The sequence below is a fragment of the Bradyrhizobium brasilense genome (genome assembly GCF_029714345.1).
GTDB lineage: Bacteria > Pseudomonadota > Alphaproteobacteria > Rhizobiales > Xanthobacteraceae > Bradyrhizobium > Bradyrhizobium australafricanum.
Window position 1 is genome coordinate 2,324,340 of record NZ_CP121669.1, and the last position, 15,822, is coordinate 2,340,161.

Here is a 15,822-nt window from a genome sequence, read left to right on the forward strand (position 1 = left end):
AATTTCCACAAATCGGATCAATTCCAGGGACAGCGGATGGCTCGCCAGTTCATCTATTTCATGCAGGGTCTGACCAAGGCGTACCCGACCCGCAAGGTGCTCGATAACATCCATCTGAGCTTCTACCCGGACGCCAAGATCGGCGTGCTCGGCGTCAACGGCTCGGGCAAGTCGACGCTGCTCAAGATCATGGCCGGCCTCGACAAGGAGTATAACGGCGAGGCCTGGGTCGCCGAGGGCGCCCGCGTCGGCTATCTCGAGCAGGAGCCGCACCTCGATCCGGCACTCAACGTTCGTGAGAACGTCATGCAGGGCGTCGCCAAGCAGAAGGCGATCCTCGACCGTTACAACGAGCTCGCGGTCAACTATTCGGACGAGACCGCCGACGAGATGACCAAGCTGCAGGACGAGATCGAGGCCCAGGGCCTGTGGGATCTCGACAGCAAGGTCGACCAGGCGATGGACGCGCTGCGCTGCCCGCCCGACGATGCCGATGTCACAAAACTGTCCGGCGGTGAACGCCGCCGGGTGGCGCTGTGCCGCCTGCTGCTCGACCAGCCGGAATTGCTGCTGCTGGACGAGCCGACCAACCATCTCGACGCCGAATCGGTGTCGTGGCTGGAAGGCCATCTGCGCAACTATCCCGGCGCGATCCTGATCGTGACCCACGACCGCTACTTCCTCGACAACGTCACGGGCTGGATCCTCGAGCTCGACCGCGGCCGCGGCATCCCGTACGAGGGCAATTACTCGTCCTGGCTGGTGCAGAAGCAGAAGCGACTCGAGCAGGAAGGCCGCGAGGATGCCGCGCATCAGAAGACGCTGGCCCGCGAGCAGGAATGGGTGGCGTCCTCGCCGAAGGCGCGCCAGGCCAAGTCGAAGGCGCGCTACCAGCGCTATGAGGATCTGCTCAAGAAGGCGAGCGAGAAGCAGACCCAGACCGCGCAGATCATCATTCCGGTCGCCGAGCGGCTCGGCGCCAACGTCGTAGACTTCGAAGGTCTCAGCAAGGGATTTGGCGATCGCCTGCTGATCGACGATCTCACCTTCAAGCTGCCGCCCGGCGGCATCGTCGGCGTGATCGGTGCCAACGGCGCCGGCAAGACCACGCTGTTCAAGATGATCACCGAGCAGGAGACGCCGGACAAGGGCACCATCACGGTCGGCGAGACCGTGCATCTCGGCTATGTCGACCAGTCGCGCGACGCGCTCGAGGGCAACAAGACGGTGTGGGAGGAGATCTCCGGCGGCAACGAGTTGATCCTGCTCGGCAAGAAGGAAGTCAATTCGCGCGGCTACTGCTCGGCGTTCAACTTCAAGGGCGCCGACCAGCAGAAGAAGGTCGGCGCGCTGTCGGGCGGTGAGCGGAACCGCGTGCATCTCGCCAAGATGCTGAAGTCGGGCGCCAACGTGCTGCTGCTCGACGAACCGACCAACGACCTCGACGTCGACACGCTGCGCGCGCTGGAAGAGGCGCTCGAGGATTTCGCCGGTTGCGCCGTTATCATCAGCCATGACCGCTGGTTCCTCGACCGCATCGCGACCCATATCCTGGCCTTCGAGGGCGACAGCCATGTCGAATGGTTCGAGGGCAACTTCCAGGATTACGAAAAGGACAAGATGCGCCGGCTCGGCCAGGACAGCATCATTCCTCATCGCGTGAAGTACAAGAAGCTGACGCGCTGACCAGTATGAACGGTCGAACGCGGCATCTCGCCGCGCTCGACCGTTCTTCGTTGGCAGGATCGTGACGGCATCGCGGCGCAATCTGCGGCCAGTTGTCACTTTGCACGCACGCGGGATTGCGTAGATAGAGCGCTCCGCAATTTTCAATCCTGCGAGCACTCCAACATGTCCGCTGTTTCAGACGCGCGCACCCCCCTGAAGGGTCGCTCGCTGCGTCCCGTTCCGATGCTGATCTTCGGATCGCGCTGGCTGCAATTGCCGCTCTATGTCGGCCTGATCATCGCTCAGGGCGTCTATGTCGTGCTGTTCCTCAAGGAACTATGGCACCTGTTCGCCCATTCCTTCGATTTCAGCGAACAGCAGATCATGCTGGCCGTCCTCGGCCTGATCGACGTCGTCATGATCTCGAACCTGTTGGTGATGGTGATCGTCGGCGGCTACGAGACCTTCGTCTCGCGCCTCAATCTGCAGGGCCATCCGGACGAGCCGGAATGGCTGAGCCACGTCAATGCCAGCGTGCTGAAGATCAAGCTGGCGATGGCGATCATCGGCATTTCCTCGATCCATTTGCTGCGCACCTTCATCGAGGCCGGCGCGCTGTCGTCAGGCAAGGGCAACTACACCGAGACCGGCGTGATGTGGCAGACCATCATCCACTGCGTCTTCATCCTGTCGGCGATCGGCATCGCCATCGTCGACAAGCTGTCGAACGACTCGATCGAAGGCGCCAAGCAGGCCACGCATTGAGCGCGGCCGCCAAGGTTCACAGCAATCCGGTGTCGTGGTAAGGCTCACGACACTGATATCGCGGGCGTTGGCCTGATGGCGCGCCCATTGGTCCGCTGCGTGAACAGGTTGTTGGATTTGACATTCCTCCGCGCGCTTGCCCTCGGGCTTCTGCTCGCATCCGTCGTCTCACCCGCGCGCGCGGTCGACGCCGCGTTCACCCAGTTCATCGCCTCGCTGTGGCCGGAGGCCAAGGCCGCCGGCGTGTCGCGCGAGACCTTCGATCGCGAGACGCGCTCGCTCGAGCCCGACTACAAGCTGCCCGACCTGATCCTGCCCGGACGTCCGAAGACCGGCGCACCGGCGCAGGCCGAGTTCGTGCAGGTGCCGGCCGATTATATCAGGGAAGCCTCGATCGCGCGGCTCGCCGCCGAAGGGCAGCGGTTGATGCAGAAGTATCGCTCCTCGCTCGATGCGATCGAGAAGCGGTTCGGCGTCCCGGCCACCGTCGTGCTGGCGATCTGGGGCCGCGAGACCGATTACGGCCGCTATTCGCTGCCCTACGACACGCTGCGCGTGGTGGCGACTCAGGCCTATGTCGGCCGCCGCAAGGATCAGTACCGCACCGAGTTCATCCTCGCGCTGAAGATCCTCGGCGAGGGTGCGGTGACGCGCAAGGAGATGCGCTCCTCCTGGGCCGGTGCGACCGGCTACACCCAGTTCCTGCCGTCGGAATATTACAAGCACGGCGTCGATCTCGACGGCGACGGCCGCGTCGACATCTGGCATTCGGTGCCGGACGCGCTCGCCTCCGCCGCGCAGCAGCTGGTCAACAAGGGCTGGCAGCCCGGCGTGCGCTGGGCTTATGAGGTGCAGGCGCCGGCCAATGCCGACTGCACGATGGGCGTGCCTGAAGTGACGAAGCCGATCAGCCAGTGGCTGCGCGCAGGCTTCGTGCCGGTGCGCGGGCAGAAGCTCAGCGCCGCCGAGCAGGCGCAATCGGCGTCGCTGCTGCAGCCGGAAGGCAGCTACGGTCCCGCCTTCCTGACCACGCCGAACTACTTCGTGATCAAGGAATACAATTTCTCCGATCTCTACGTGCTGTTCGTCGGCCATCTCGCCGACCGCATGACGAGCCCGCAGCCATTCGCGACGCCATGGTCGGCGTCGAAGCAGCTGCGCTCCGCCGATGTCGAGGCGATGCAGCAGCAGCTGACGAAGATCGGTCTCTACAAGGACAAGCTCGACGGCAAGGCCGGGATGCAGACCCGCGCGGCGCTCGGCGCCTATCAGAAGCAGGCCGGGCTGAAGGTTGATTGCTGGCCGAGCGAGGCGGTGCTGCGCGCGATGAACGGGCAACGCTGATCGGGCCGGCTCGCAAGGCCGCCTGGTGGCGTAAAAGCAAAAACCCGGCCGCGAGGCCGGGTTTTCGAGTGTGATGCTGAAAACGTGTCGGTCGATCAGTCGCAAACCTGGATGCGACGGAAGCGCCAGCCGTAGCCGTCCCAGAAGCGCTCACGAACCATGCGGCACGGGGCCTCTTCGACGTAAACCGGCGCCGGTGCGACATAGACCGGGGCGGGGCGAGCGCCTGCGATAGCGCCGCCCAGCAGGGCGCCGCCGATCAGGCCGCCGGCAACGCCGGCCGCGACGGCGCCGCCGTCACCAGCCTTGGCAGCCGGAGCAACGGCCAGCGAACCGGCAATCGTGGTAACGGCGACAAGGGCAGCTAAAGTCTTCTTCATGTCTTTGGCTCTCCTGGAAGGTGGTGGCGTCGTGGTTCGGCGCCGGGTTGAGGTGACTCACACGCTGATCTCGAACTGCTGTCTTGCTAAACAGCGCAGAACAGTCAACCGAAAGTAAACGTCCGCAGGCTGATCGCGCAGAAAAGCGGTTTTTTCTGGCCATCTGCAGCAGATGCCCCGGAGAAACAGTCGGTTTTCCGGGACATTTGGTTCGATTTAATCGAGATGAACGGCGATCAATCGCAAACGCGGACGCTGCGAACGCGCCAGGTGTAGCCATCCCAGAACCGCTGGCGCTGCCAGAAGCAGTCGGGACCATAGCCGGGCTCGGCGACATAGGCCGGGCCGGGCGCATAGTAGCCGTATCCGGGACCGTAATAGCGGTTCTGCGATGCGATCGCGCCACCGACGATGGCGCCACCGATCAATCCCGCAGCGACGCCGGCGGCGACACCGCGTTGTGCCTGGGCGGGGGCGGGCACCGCCACAGTCGAAGCCGCCACAGCGGCAACGGCGCAAAGCGCCAGCAATGTCTTCTTCATGGCCTCACCTTTCTCGCGGCAGCAGGGACAGCGTGCATTGTCGATCTGTCTCGCCGGAGGGTTCCATATTCAGCTTGAATGATCAATGAACGACGCTGCCGCATTCGCGACCAAATGCTTGCAGCTTTTGCAATATCTTGCAACGCACAAGCCCGATAGCGCCGCGGCGAGGCGTGTGCTCATGGGGGCCGGCGGCGAAGGAAGCGGTCATTGGCCCGTCAGCCACCCGGCGGGTGTCGGATTCCTGACCTCCGACCGATTTAGACTCATTCCAATATGAATCCCGCATCAGTTTGGAATTGCTACAAAAACCGCTTTTTCCTTTTGCATCACGCGGGAGCCGACAATATCCATATTGGGAAGCATCACCGTTGGACCCCGCCTTTCTCCGATGATTGTCTGTTCCTGTAACGTCCTCAGCGACCACGATGTCCGCAATGCCGTCAATGGCGGTGGGTCCGTGACACGAAATGCCAAGCAGGTGTATGGCTGCCTCGGCTGCAGTGCCGAATGCGGCCGCTGCGCGCGAACCATCAAGGCGATCATCGACGAGGCGCTCGGTCCCTGCGCCAAGGCCTGCTGCTCCGGCTGCCCCCACAGCGGCCATCCGCACGCCGCCAACGAGGACGCCGAGCCGGCCGAATTCGCGCTCGCGGCCTGCTAACACTTCTCGTTTCGACGCGCTTCCTGACGGCGAACGGGCTTCCGGTTCGCTGCAAGACGCTGCGCCAAATCCTTCGAACCCGGTTATCCACGCGCTGCTTCTGCGAAGGGTTGCTCTTGCCGGCAATCTGATTTAGAAACGTTCTAAGTTTAGCGCCGGCCAACGTTGGCCGCGACAGGTGGAGTGGATCATGCAAGGCGACCCGAAGGTCATCGATTATCTGAACAAGGGGCTGCGCAGCGAACTGACCGCCATCAATCAGTACTGGCTGCACTACCGGATGCTCAACAATTGGGGCCTCCTGGAGATGGCCAAGGTCTGGCGCAAGGAGTCCATCGAGGAGATGGAGCACGCCGACAAATTCGTCGATCGCATCCTGTTCCTCGACGGCTTCCCGAATCTGCAGGTGCTCGATCCCCTGAAGATCGGCCAGGACGTCAAGGAGATCATCGAGTGTGACCTCGCCGCCGAGATCGGCGCGCGCACGCTCTACCAGGAGGCGGCGACCTACTGCCATGGCGTCAAGGACTATGTCAGCCGCGACCTGTTCGAGCAGCTGATGAAGGACGAGGAAGACCACATCGACTTCCTCGAGACCCAGCTCGACCTGATCAAGCGCATCGGCCTTGAGCTCTACACCCAGAAGCACGTCGGTCATCTGAAGGGCGAGGATTCCTGACCGGCTGTCAGCCGCGCGCCGAGCGTCTGCCAAAATACGAGAGGCCGTCCTTGCGGGCGGCCTCTTTGTTTTTGTGAACGGGATCGAGCTATTCGTCAGTAGCACCGCGTGATGTTGACGGTGCGGTCGCCGCCGCGGCCGGGCACCGTGACGCTCTCGGTGGGGCAGCTCGACACATAGGGACGATCTGACGGCACCACGGCCGGCGGATAGCGATGCGCCCAATCCCACGGCACGTCCTGGGTGTAGGTGTAACGGACGTCGCTCGAGACTGGCGCCGGGACCTCGGCAGCGAAGGGAACGCTCGCCGCGCCATCATAATAACCGCTCGCGTCCGGCAACACGATGCCGGGGACCCTCACATGATGGCGGAAGGCTGGATGGTGCGAGGAGAACGTGCCGCGCGCTGCGGATCCGGATCTCGCATAAGTTTCGGTCGGGGAAGCAAGCAGCAGCGCTGCAAAGCCAAGGGACGCCATCAGCGCCCCAGTTGTTCGATACGCCATTCTTCGAAGAGCCATGGCACGCACCAACTCGCGGTTACGGAGCATTTCTACAGACGCTAGGCCGCGCCTCACGGCGCCCGCAAACTCATCCTTAATTATTGGTTAAAAAGTAAGGTTAACAGGGAGTAACTGTTTCAAATTGACGCGACCTCGCGCGCAGGCTTCCCGCGCAGGCGGCGAGCGCCGTTCAGACCGCATCCGCCGGAACGAAGCAGCTGATGATGATGCTGCCGCGGTGGTGCACGTACCACACCACGGCCTCGCCGACCGGGTTGCCGCGATCGCGGATCACGGCGCGCTCCGGCACCATCATCCACTCGCCCTCAATCGGCACCCAATAGGCGCCGCCCCGAACATCGTAGCTCGTGCGATGGCCGTCGGAGATGTCGCAGCACGGCACGCCATTTGGCGCAATCACGCTCTTGAACCAGGCGCGGATATCGGGGGGCACGTTGTCGTACTGGCCGTTGTCGAACGCCAGTGCAGCGCCCGCCATCATGGCGAGCCACGCAAGCACCGCGACATGCGTGAGCCTTCGCATTGCCTTCCTCCGGTGAAAACTTCTACGTGACCCGCGCGTAGAGCCGCGCGAATCCGGTGTTTGCGCGATTAGGCACGAACCGCGCGCGGGATGCATGCTCAAAGAATCAGCGAAACCGCGCAGTCAGGCGTGATGCAGTGCGGGATGGTTGCGCTCAGGTTGGCTGCTTCGCGCGCGCCTTCTTCGCGGGTTTTAACGCGATATTGTCCCGCGCCATTTTCAGCGCGCTGCGCAGCGTGACCTGATCCGCTTTCGCGAGGCGGACATTGGTGCTGCCGCTCTTGCCCCAGCCGCCCGGCACCGGCCGGAAGATCTCCGGCTCGGCCTCGACCACCATCGCCTGCTGCTCGGGTGTCAGCTTCACCATGCCCCAATCCCGGTCGGGATAGCCGAGGGTTGCGAAGATGCGCTTGCCGACGCGGAAATCGGTTGTGCCGTGATGCGCGCCTTCAACGACCGCGGGCAGGCCCAGCGCAATGCGGCGGAAGCGACCAGCGGACATCGCCCTGACCTCGATCGCTACATCGTGCGTTGCGGCGCCGTTTGCAACAGCTCCTGCAATTGCCTGGCATAGAACCGCGCGTCGCCGGTGGTGAGATGGCCGCGTGTCTCGCTGCTTGCCGGGATCAGATCAACCCTACCGTTCTTGATCCGCTTCACTGCAGCTTCAGTGACGCCGGTTTCCGGCGGATTACGTTCATCGTCGGCGGCGTTGATGGCAAGCAGGGTGGCCTCGATCTTCTCCATTCCGGCGGAGGGATCGTAGTCGTGCGAGGCCTCCCATTGATAGATGTAGTCGTTGGCATCTGATGTGACCGGCAGCGCCAGCTGGTCGTCGACCAGCTTGTCGGCCTGCGCCGCGGTCGGCGCCAGCGTCTGGTAATTGAGCGTGCCGCCGGCACTGGCGAAGCGATAGGCGGCGACGGCGTATTTCATCATCCGCGGCTGGCTGGTGTAGTTGCCGCCATTGTAGTCGGGATCGTTGCGGATCGTTTCCAGCATCGTCCGCCGCAGCATCCAGTTGCGTGCCGCCATAGCGGTCGGCTGCGAGGCCATCGGCACCAGCACGTCCATCATCCGCGGATAGCGCACGCCCCAGATCCAGGTGTGCATGCCGCCCATCGAGTTACCGATCACGAGCCGCAGATGCCTGATGCTGAGCCCTTCGGTGACCAGCCTATACTGCGCGTCGACCATGTCGTTGTAGTCGTATTTCGGAAAGCTCGTCCGCATCGCGTCCGACGGCTTCGACGATTTGCCGTGCCCGATGCCGTCAGGGATGATGATGTAGTATTTCGCCGCGTCGAGCGGCTGGCCCGGGCCGAACAACTGGCCGGCAAAGCTCGGCGTCAGCATGCTGGCGGCCGAGCCGCCGGAGCCGTGCAGCACCAGCACCGGCTGTCCGGTCGGTGTGCCGACCGTGGTGTAGTGCAGCCGCAATTCCGGCATCACCTCGCCGCTGTGAAACCTGAAGTCCTTTGCGATCCACTCGCCGTCCTGCGGCGTGGGGTAATCTGCAGCCATGGCCGGTACCGAGATCGAGACGAGAGCGGCCACGAGCGCCGCGCACCAACGGATCATCATGCTTCTTCCCACGCGCGGCGCGTTTGTCCAGCCGCTTCGGTGCAAGCCTAGCATGGAGGAAGGAGATGTCCGAGAGTACGTCGGCACGGCTGGCGAAGAAGTGTTCGGCTAACTCTGCTTCAGCACGTTCAGCGCATACCATCCCCAATAGACGCGGTGACGCTGGATCAGGCCGTCATCGATCTCCATGACCTCGACCAGATCCATCTGATCGCCGTCCGGAGACTGCCGCGGATATTCCCAGGTCAGGACGCGGCCGTCGCTGAAGAAACCCTGCTTGAAGCGCCGCCGTTGCGGCGGGCTGGTGCGGAACACGCGCGTGATGAACTCGCGCAGCGCGTCGCGGCCGCGGACGATCCCGTCGTTGGTCTGCATCAAATGCTGGACCAGCGGGCTCTCGATCGAGGCGTCGGCTGCGTAGAGCGCGAGCGCCGCCTCGAGGTCCTTGTTACCGAGCGCCTCATCCCAGAGCCTGTAGATGCGTTCCGCGTCGTTGCTGCCGGCTGTCATGATCGTTCCCTTGTGTTTGATCGACTGCCGCCCATTTGAACGGAACAGGCCGCCGCGACGTTTCAGGAAAATCTGAAATGAACTGCGCGGCACGGCGCATGCGGGTAGGACGTTTCGGCGCGATCTGGAGGACGATGCGGTGGGATCAATCCAGGCTTTGCAGACAGGATTTTCGCGGATCGCCGAGGCCTTGGGCGATCCGGTCCGCGAGGCGATGGTCAGTGCGCTGGCCGACGGCAAGGCGTTGCCGGCGGGCGAGCTTGCTGCGGTCGCCGGCATTTCGCCGCAAGGCGCCAGCGCGCATTTGCAGAAGCTGGTCGACGCCCGCGTGCTGTCGGTGTGGGCACAGGGCAGGTTCAGATATTACCGGATCAGGGACGACGACGTCGCGGCGCTGATCGAGAACCTCGTCGATCTTGCGGCCAAGGCCACCGTGGGGCGACGGCGTGCGATGCCGGCCGAGCAGCTCCGGCAATCGCGCACCTGCTACCACCACCTTGCGGGTCAGCTCGGCGTGCTGTTGTCGAATGCGCTGATCCGCCGCCGCCTCGTCGTGATCGACGGCCGCGATGGTCGCGTGACCGAGCAGGGGTTGGCCTGGTGCCGGGCCGAGGCGATCGATTTCGATCCGGCGCGGCGGCCGCATCTGCGGCTCTGCAACGACTGGACCGAGCGCGTGCCGCATCTCGCCGGTCCGTTTGCCAATGCCGTGCTGGCGCGGCTGGTCGAGATGCGCGGCGTTGCGCCGCATCGGATTCCGCGCGCATTGCGGATCACCGACCGGGGGCGGGCGTTCTTCGACCGGCTTGGCGTCCAGGTTCCGTTCTGAAGGCGACGAGGTGAACTAGCGGCCGTCCTCGACCTCGGTCTCCGGGCGGTCGTTGCCGGATGCGGTTTCGATCAACCATTTGCCGTCCGACGTCTCGTACTGGATCGCCTCGGTGCGGCCGGGGACACGCTGCTCGTTGGCGGCGCGTCGGGCAGCGGCGAGTGCCGCGGCGTGGGTAGGAAATGGTTCCGAGAACACCCCGTTGACGGTATAGGCCCAGCCGCCGTCGTGCTGGACGACCTTGTAGATCACGTGGCTCATCCGGAACCTCGCTCCACCGTGGACGATGACACTGCCAGAATAGACCACGATGTCGTATTTTGCAGCAGCCGATCGTCCTTGAGAGAGCCGCCCCGTTGCCGCGGGCGAGGGAGACCGACATGTGCCGCAATATCAAGACGCTGTTCAACTTCGAGCCGCCCGCCACCGAGGACGAGATCCACGCCTCGGCGCTGCAGTTCGTGCGCAAACTGTCCGGCTTCAACAAGCCGTCGCAGTCCAATGAGGCCGCCTTCAACCTGGCCGTGACCGAGGTCTCGAATGCCGCGCGCAGGCTCCTGATCTCGTTGCAGACCACGGCACCGGCGCGCGATCGCGAGGTGGAGGCGGAGAAGGCGAGGGAGCGTTCGCGCCTGCGGTTTGGCTGAGGGCGGGGCGCACCGTGATGCAGATCACGGTACGGCGCCACGCGTCCGGGCATCGGTGCAGTTCACCCGATCCCGGAGCAACGCCATGAAGCCTGCCCTGCTCACGTCCTGTTCGATTGCGTTCGCCGTGCTCTGGACCTGCGGCATGCTGTGGTCGAGCGGGACGATCGACCTTGCCAACGTCATCATCCTGTCGGCCTGCGGGGCGCTCGCGGGCGTTGCCTGGTATTACGCCATGCGCTGGGTCTTCCAGCTCATGCACCTCGCTCGCCCCTCCGATCCTCCGGCCAATCCGGGCGCGGAGCCGTAGGCATCGGGGCGACACGGACAGAGCTGGCCGTGTCGCCGCGTGAGGACAGGAAGGATTACTTCTTGTCCTTCTTGCGGTGCTTCTTCTTTTTCTTGTGATCGTCGTCCTCGTCGTCATCTTCCGCAAAGTCGATGGCGTCGACGTCAAGCGCGATCGCTTCCGCTGCTGCGCGCTCGGCGGCATCGCGCTCGGCGAACTCGGCGGCTTCACGCTCCTTGGTGCGCTTGTAGTCTTCCCAGGCGTCGAAGATCATGTGCAGCCACGGCATCACCTGTTCGATCGACGGCAATTGTCCGGGCGGGCCGGCTTCACCGCGCGGGCCGGCCGGTCCCTGCGGTCCCTGTGGGCCAGCTTCGCCGCGCGGACCCTGCACGCCCGCCTTGCCTTGCGCTCCCGGCTTGCCCTGGGGCCCCGCCTTCCCAACCAGTCCGGGCTTGCCCTGCGGACCCGGCTTGCCGCGCGCACCTTCCGGCCCCGGCCGCCCCGGATGTCCTTGCGGACCGGGCCGACCCGGCTCGCCCTGACGGCCCTGCGGCCCCTGCGCCCCTCGTGACCCCTGGCGGGAGATTGTCTCGTCAGCCACTGATATGCTCCGTCGCGATTTCAAGCCGCTTGTAACAGAGGTTGGATGACGGCTTCAATTCTGCCCGACGCGGCTGATGCAAGCGATCAACAGTCATAATTCGATGCGAAGATCGTGACGGGAGGACGCGTTGCGGATTCTGAACGACAGGCGCGGGGCAGTTGCAGGCGACGCAACAGGGGCGCTGACGTTCGACATCGTGGTGACGCGGCACGATCTGCGCGACGAAGCGGCGTTTCGCAACACTGGCGTCCTCGATCTGTATGCCGAGCTGTTTCCTCCCAACGAGCGCGACGCCCCCGACGACATTGTGCGCTGGGTGCTGTCAGATGATGTCGGCGAGCGACGAGAGTTCAGCGTCGGTGATCAGAAGCTGTCATATTGCCTCGACTCGCGCTGCTTCATCCTGCGCGCGGAAGGGCGCGCGATCGGCCTCGGCTTCTTCACCTACGATCACGCAAGCGAGCTGATCTACTGCAACTATGTCGGCGTCGCGAAGGCGTGGCGCGGCGGCGGCCTGGCGGGCCGGTTCTATCGCGAGATGATCGAGATGCTCGACGCCTTGTTTCCGCGCAATATCGGCGTGGTGCTCGAGGTCGAGCCGTATGATCGCGATCGCTTGGCGGCGATCATCGGCGATCTCGAACGGACGGGCATGAGGCGGCTCGCAGCGGATCAACAGACCGAGATTCGCAGATTGCTGCGCGTCAACTGGTACGACAAGCTTGGCTATTGCTTCTTCTGCGACGCGCGCGGCATGCAGCCGCTTGAGTGTCGCTCGCCATGCCTCGATCCATCGCTATTGCCATCCGCTTGGGGCGGCGCGGAGGAAAATTATTGGTTGGCCTGGCAGTCGCGGACCGGCGCGTCCTCGGCGGAGGGCGAGCGCGCGGGTGAGCTCTGGCAAAGAGCCGTCGCTGCGATCTATGTCGAGATCCTCGCAAAATCGCTGGTCGACGACGATCCGAAGGGACGGCGCGACTATTGGGACTATGCGACGGCGCTGGTCGCGCAGACGCTGCAACAGGCCGCGACGACCGAGGTGCGTCTCGCTCGCTGCCTCGATGCCGACGGCAGCGAGCTATTGTCGCGCTGGCGGCGGCTTTCGATCGACCTGCCGATCTAGCGTCGACGTGCCGCAAAGCGTGATGAGATCCGGTTGAATCGTCATCACGCTTAGCTCGTTGTCCAAGCACGATCTTCCCGGAAAGCCGCTTCGCGCGCTCCCGGATCTTGCTCTAGGCTGCGGCGTGCTCGCTCAGCGGCACGTCGATGCCGTCGGCCGAATATTCGCGGATCTTGTTCCGCAACGTCCGGACCGACAGCCCGAGCACACGCGCGGCGCGGGTGCGATTGCCGTCGCAGCGCGCGAGCGTTTGCAGCACGAGCTCGCGCTCGACTTCATCGACGGTCGCGCCGATCAGCAGTGGGACGATTTCATTTGGAGCCAGCGACGGCAGCAGCGCTTCCGGCGACGGTACGGTGGACGCGTAAGACATGAACTCCTCCCGATCAACGCCCGCTTCGTCGGTGAAGCGAAGACATCGAGAACCAACTACCCCGTAGATCCACGGTGTGCCGGTTTGGTTAACAAGCCCTTAACGCGCCCCTAACTCCCTGCTCTGTAAGCAAAATACCCAGAAATCGCCACGATTGCGGTTCCATCCGTCACAATGTGCGGTAGCCGCCATCGACCATCACGATCGATCCCGAGACATAGGCCGACAGGTCCGAGGCGAGGAAGATGGCGGGGCCGACGATGTCCTCCGGCTTGCCGGCGCGGCCGAGCGGGGTGTGGTCCATGAAGACCTTGACGAGGTCGGGATTGGTGGCGCGCACCTTCTCGTTCAACGGCGTCTCGATGAAGCCCGGCCCGATTGCATTGACGCGCACACCATCCTTGCCGAGCTCGGCGGCCAACGCCTTTGTGAAGCCGAGCACGCCGTGCTTGGAGGCAGTATAGGCTGGCGAACTCGGCGTGCGCAGATGCACGAAGGACTGGATCGAGCCGATGTTGACGATGCGCCCCTTGTTCTTGCGCAGTGGCGCGAGGAACGAATGCGTCACGTTGAACACGCCGGTGAGATTGATCGAGATGATGTCTTCCCAATCCTTGATCACGGCCTCGTCGGTGCCGAGCATGCCGTTGCGGCGCGCGATGCCGGCATTGTTGACCAGGATCGAGACCGGCCCGACCTTGTCGGCCACTTGCTTTGCCATCGCGACGCAGGCGTCGCGATTGGTCACGTCGAGCGCAAAGCTCTCCGCCTTGCCGCCGGCATTGCGGATCTCCCTGGCCGCTTCCGCCGCCGCATCGCCGTTCATGTCGAGCAGCACCACGCGCGCGCCCTCGCGGCCGTAGCCCAGTGCGATGGCGCGCCCGATGCCCGAGCCCGCACCGGTGATGACGGCGATGTGATTGTCGAGAAGGGCCATGGCGTTTCCTCGTTCTGATTTGTGAGCGTTGTCGACAACACTATTCAAAACCGCGCCAACCGAAACGCCAAGCCGCGTTTGCGCGTTGCTGTTATCCGGATTCGGATGACAGTTACGGACCGCGGACATGGACCCGAATATCAGACACTGGAAAGTTGCGATCGAGCGCTTTTGCGCGGCGCCGGATCCCAACTACCGCGAGATGGCCAAAATGGTCGCGGAGATCGCCGCGACCGACATCGACGAGACGCTGCGGCATGCGGCCGCACAGGTGCTGCCGATCCTGCGCCAGGCGGCGATGAAATCGGCCGACCGCCGCACCAAAGCGATGGCGCTGCGCCGTCTTGGCATCGTCGGCGACGCACTGCACATGCTGTCGGCGCCGCGGTTCGGCCGGCGCGGCCTGACGCCGAAGGTGCTGACGCAGGAGGAGCAGTACCGGCAATTGCTCGGCCTGCCGTTGGGCCGCCGCCTCGCTGCGACCGAAGTCCAGCAAGCTTTCAAGCGCGCGGCCAAGACGGTGCATCCCGACGGCGGCGGCAACGGCGCGGCATTCCTCGAACTCGCCGCCGCGCGCGACGCCCTGATCAAGCATCACTGACGCTGGATCGCGTCATATCTGACAGCACAAGGACGGACGCCGCGCTGTTGCCGCGTGTCCGCCCTGTGCGTGATCGAATGGCGTTCGCTCAGAACGCGCAGGTGCCGTTGTTCAGGAGGCCGGTCTTGTAGCTGAACGCAGCGTCGAAGGTCGGCAGCTCCTCGCTGACGATGGAGAAGTTCGCCGGCCACGGCGTGGTCGGGATGCTCTGGTCCCAGATCTGGCAGAAGCCGGTGTCCTGCCAGCGGATCAGATGATAGGGCGTGGCGCTTGCCGGGCTTGCCGCAGCAAGCACGGACACGGTGGCGGCAATGGCGGCACAGGCAATCGCAAGACGACGCATGGGAAATCTCCGGTTTGAAAAATGAATGCTCCACGGGGCAATCCTGGAGCTCAGGGGCCGATCGCCCCGGACATGCAGTGAGTATTGCAACCCCGGGAACAGGTTCAACACCGGTCGTGCGAAAGCACCCGTCAACAAATCGGCCATCGCTGTGCCAAATTGCGCCTGTTTACGCGCTTGCTACAGTCGGAGCATCGCGATTCGCAGCCGTGTCACGACGCGAGCAAATCGACGAGAGCAAATCGACGAGAGTAAATCCTGGGGAGACCGCACATGAAATCTTCATCCACCCTGCGTGCTGCGCTTGTCGCGCTGCTGGCGTTCACCGGCCTTGCGTTCTCTTCCGCGGCCCGCGCCGACAGCGGCTTCGTGACTCTCACGATCTACAAGGCCGGATGGATCATCGGCGGCTCCGGCGGCAGCGGCGTGTTGACCTTCCGCGGCCGCTCCTACCGGCTCTCCACCGGCGGCCTCGACTACGGCCTGGTGTTCGGCGGCTCCAAGACCGTGCTGCGCGGCCGGGTCAGCAACATCAACCGTCCGTCCGACGTTGCCGGCGTCTACGGTGCGGCCGGCGCGGGGCTGGCCGTCGGCCGCGGCGCGCGCGCGATCGTGCTCACCAACCAGAAGGGCGCGGTGCTCGAACTGACCGGCCACCAGGTCGGTCTGATGGCCAATGCCGATCTGAGCGGGCTTGCGATCACGATGCGGTAGAGCATTTCGTTCGGTTTATCCCCGTCATCCTGAGGAGCGCGTCTTCGCGCGTCTCGAAGGATGCACGGCCCGGCTGGTGGCCGATTCATCCTTCGAGGCTCGCCGAAGAGGCTCGCACCTCAGGATGACGGGGACAGCTAGTCTAAAGCGTTGAGTGCGCGAAGCCGCAAGGCCGT

23 protein-coding genes are annotated in these 15,822 nt (G+C 64.1%); 11 read left to right on the forward strand and 12 right to left on the reverse strand.

The features are described from left to right. Nucleotides 1-36 precede the first annotated feature (36 nt). The 3 genes from ettA to QA635_RS10720 all read left to right on the forward strand — a co-directional run bounded on the left by ettA (nt 37) and on the right by QA635_RS10720 (nt 3,777). Nucleotides 37-1,686: an energy-dependent translational throttle protein EttA gene (ettA, locus tag QA635_RS10710; protein WP_057019129.1), complete on the forward strand. Its 1,650-nt coding sequence runs from the start codon at nt 37-39 to the stop codon at nt 1,684-1,686. 165 nt (nt 1,687-1,851) lie between these two features. After that, complete coding sequence (locus QA635_RS10715) at nt 1,852-2,433, forward strand: TIGR00645 family protein (protein ID WP_283068796.1); 582 nt, start codon at nt 1,852-1,854, stop codon at nt 2,431-2,433. 117 nt (nt 2,434-2,550) lie between these two features. Beyond that, on the forward strand, nt 2,551-3,777 hold the full coding sequence (locus QA635_RS10720) for a lytic murein transglycosylase (RefSeq protein WP_283071584.1): 1,227 nt from the start codon (nt 2,551-2,553) through the stop codon (nt 3,775-3,777). Nucleotides 3,778-3,872: 95 nt separating this feature from the next. On the opposite strand, the gene QA635_RS10725 is transcribed toward QA635_RS10720, so the two are convergent. Then, nucleotides 3,873-4,157: a hypothetical protein gene (locus QA635_RS10725; protein ID WP_016843728.1), complete on the reverse strand. Its 285-nt coding sequence runs from the start codon at nt 4,155-4,157 to the stop codon at nt 3,873-3,875. 236 nt (nt 4,158-4,393) lie between these two features. Continuing rightward, nucleotides 4,394-4,699 carry a hypothetical protein gene (locus tag QA635_RS10730; RefSeq protein WP_016843729.1) on the reverse strand — a complete coding sequence of 102 codons (306 nt, stop codon included), beginning with the start codon at nt 4,697-4,699 and terminating at the stop codon, nt 4,394-4,396. Between the two features lie 391 nt (nt 4,700-5,090). Here QA635_RS10730 and QA635_RS10735 point away from each other — a divergent pair, with 391 nt between their 5' ends. Together QA635_RS10735 and bfr are read left to right on the forward strand one after the other, a co-directional pair. Next, a complete protein-coding gene (locus QA635_RS10735; protein ID WP_016843730.1) occupies nt 5,091-5,363 on the forward strand; it encodes a (2Fe-2S)-binding protein in 273 nt (90 codons plus the stop codon). Nucleotides 5,364-5,553: 190 nt separating this feature from the next. Beyond that, nucleotides 5,554-6,042, forward strand: a complete 489-nt coding sequence (bfr, locus tag QA635_RS10740) for a bacterioferritin (RefSeq protein ID WP_026193251.1) — start codon at nt 5,554-5,556, stop codon at nt 6,040-6,042. A 95-nt stretch (nt 6,043-6,137) separates the two neighbouring features. Here bfr and QA635_RS10745 read toward each other — a convergent pair whose 3' ends face one another. From QA635_RS10745 to QA635_RS10765, 5 genes are all read right to left on the reverse strand, one after another. Beyond that, nucleotides 6,138-6,548, reverse strand: coding sequence for a hypothetical protein (locus QA635_RS10745; RefSeq protein WP_283068797.1), 411 nt, complete (start codon nt 6,546-6,548; stop codon nt 6,138-6,140). 187 nt (nt 6,549-6,735) lie between these two features. After that, a complete protein-coding gene (locus QA635_RS10750) occupies nt 6,736-7,089 on the reverse strand; it encodes a hypothetical protein (protein WP_225160027.1) in 354 nt (117 codons plus the stop codon). Nucleotides 7,090-7,243: 154 nt separating this feature from the next. Further along, nucleotides 7,244-7,591 carry an MmcQ/YjbR family DNA-binding protein gene (locus tag QA635_RS10755; protein WP_283068798.1) on the reverse strand — a complete coding sequence of 116 codons (348 nt, stop codon included), beginning with the start codon at nt 7,589-7,591 and terminating at the stop codon, nt 7,244-7,246. 17 nt (nt 7,592-7,608) lie between these two features. After that, complete coding sequence (locus tag QA635_RS10760) at nt 7,609-8,670, reverse strand: alpha/beta fold hydrolase (RefSeq protein ID WP_283071586.1); 1,062 nt, start codon at nt 8,668-8,670, stop codon at nt 7,609-7,611. Between the two features lie 111 nt (nt 8,671-8,781). Further along, on the reverse strand, nt 8,782-9,183 hold the full coding sequence (locus QA635_RS10765; RefSeq protein WP_283068799.1) for a nuclear transport factor 2 family protein: 402 nt from the start codon (nt 9,181-9,183) through the stop codon (nt 8,782-8,784). A 139-nt stretch (nt 9,184-9,322) separates the two neighbouring features. Between QA635_RS10765 and QA635_RS10770 the strand changes: the two genes are divergently transcribed. Then, nucleotides 9,323-10,012, forward strand: a complete 690-nt coding sequence (locus QA635_RS10770; RefSeq protein ID WP_283068800.1) for an ArsR/SmtB family transcription factor — start codon at nt 9,323-9,325, stop codon at nt 10,010-10,012. Between the two features lie 15 nt (nt 10,013-10,027). Here QA635_RS10770 and QA635_RS10775 read toward each other — a convergent pair whose 3' ends face one another. Continuing rightward, on the reverse strand, nt 10,028-10,273 hold the full coding sequence (locus tag QA635_RS10775) for a DUF2188 domain-containing protein (protein WP_283068801.1): 246 nt from the start codon (nt 10,271-10,273) through the stop codon (nt 10,028-10,030). A gap of 119 nt (nt 10,274-10,392) precedes the next feature. Between QA635_RS10775 and QA635_RS10780 the strand changes: the two genes are divergently transcribed. Continuing rightward, complete coding sequence (locus QA635_RS10780; protein WP_057019313.1) at nt 10,393-10,659, forward strand: DUF2277 domain-containing protein; 267 nt, start codon at nt 10,393-10,395, stop codon at nt 10,657-10,659. A gap of 85 nt (nt 10,660-10,744) precedes the next feature. Further along, nucleotides 10,745-10,969: a hypothetical protein gene (locus QA635_RS10785; protein WP_092087309.1), complete on the forward strand. Its 225-nt coding sequence runs from the start codon at nt 10,745-10,747 to the stop codon at nt 10,967-10,969. 55 nt (nt 10,970-11,024) lie between these two features. Here QA635_RS10785 and QA635_RS10790 read toward each other — a convergent pair whose 3' ends face one another. Then, complete coding sequence (locus QA635_RS10790; RefSeq protein WP_057019139.1) at nt 11,025-11,552, reverse strand: collagen-like domain-containing protein; 528 nt, start codon at nt 11,550-11,552, stop codon at nt 11,025-11,027. Between the two features lie 130 nt (nt 11,553-11,682). On the opposite strand from QA635_RS10790, the gene QA635_RS10795 reads away from it, so the two are divergent. After that, the gene (locus QA635_RS10795) at nt 11,683-12,678 is read left to right on the forward strand and encodes a hypothetical protein (protein WP_283068802.1); all 996 of its coding nucleotides are present in this window, start codon (nt 11,683-11,685) and stop codon (nt 12,676-12,678) included. A gap of 112 nt (nt 12,679-12,790) precedes the next feature. Here QA635_RS10795 and QA635_RS10800 read toward each other — a convergent pair whose 3' ends face one another. Then, nucleotides 12,791-13,051: a helix-turn-helix domain-containing protein gene (locus QA635_RS10800; protein WP_016840962.1), complete on the reverse strand. Its 261-nt coding sequence runs from the start codon at nt 13,049-13,051 to the stop codon at nt 12,791-12,793. A gap of 169 nt (nt 13,052-13,220) precedes the next feature. Further along, the gene (locus QA635_RS10805; protein WP_225648960.1) at nt 13,221-13,988 is read right to left on the reverse strand and encodes an SDR family NAD(P)-dependent oxidoreductase; all 768 of its coding nucleotides are present in this window, start codon (nt 13,986-13,988) and stop codon (nt 13,221-13,223) included. Nucleotides 13,989-14,115: 127 nt separating this feature from the next. On the opposite strand from QA635_RS10805, the gene QA635_RS10810 reads away from it, so the two are divergent. Continuing rightward, entirely contained in the window at nt 14,116-14,589 is a 474-nt protein-coding gene (locus QA635_RS10810) for a hypothetical protein (RefSeq protein WP_283068807.1), read from the forward strand. An 88-nt stretch (nt 14,590-14,677) separates the two neighbouring features. Here QA635_RS10810 and QA635_RS10815 read toward each other — a convergent pair whose 3' ends face one another. Next, nucleotides 14,678-14,932, reverse strand: a complete 255-nt coding sequence (locus tag QA635_RS10815) for a hypothetical protein (RefSeq protein ID WP_225160034.1) — start codon at nt 14,930-14,932, stop codon at nt 14,678-14,680. Nucleotides 14,933-15,205: 273 nt separating this feature from the next. Between QA635_RS10815 and QA635_RS10820 the strand changes: the two genes are divergently transcribed. Next, the gene (locus tag QA635_RS10820) at nt 15,206-15,646 is read left to right on the forward strand and encodes a hypothetical protein (RefSeq protein WP_225160036.1); all 441 of its coding nucleotides are present in this window, start codon (nt 15,206-15,208) and stop codon (nt 15,644-15,646) included. Nucleotides 15,647-15,822 lie beyond the last annotated feature (176 nt).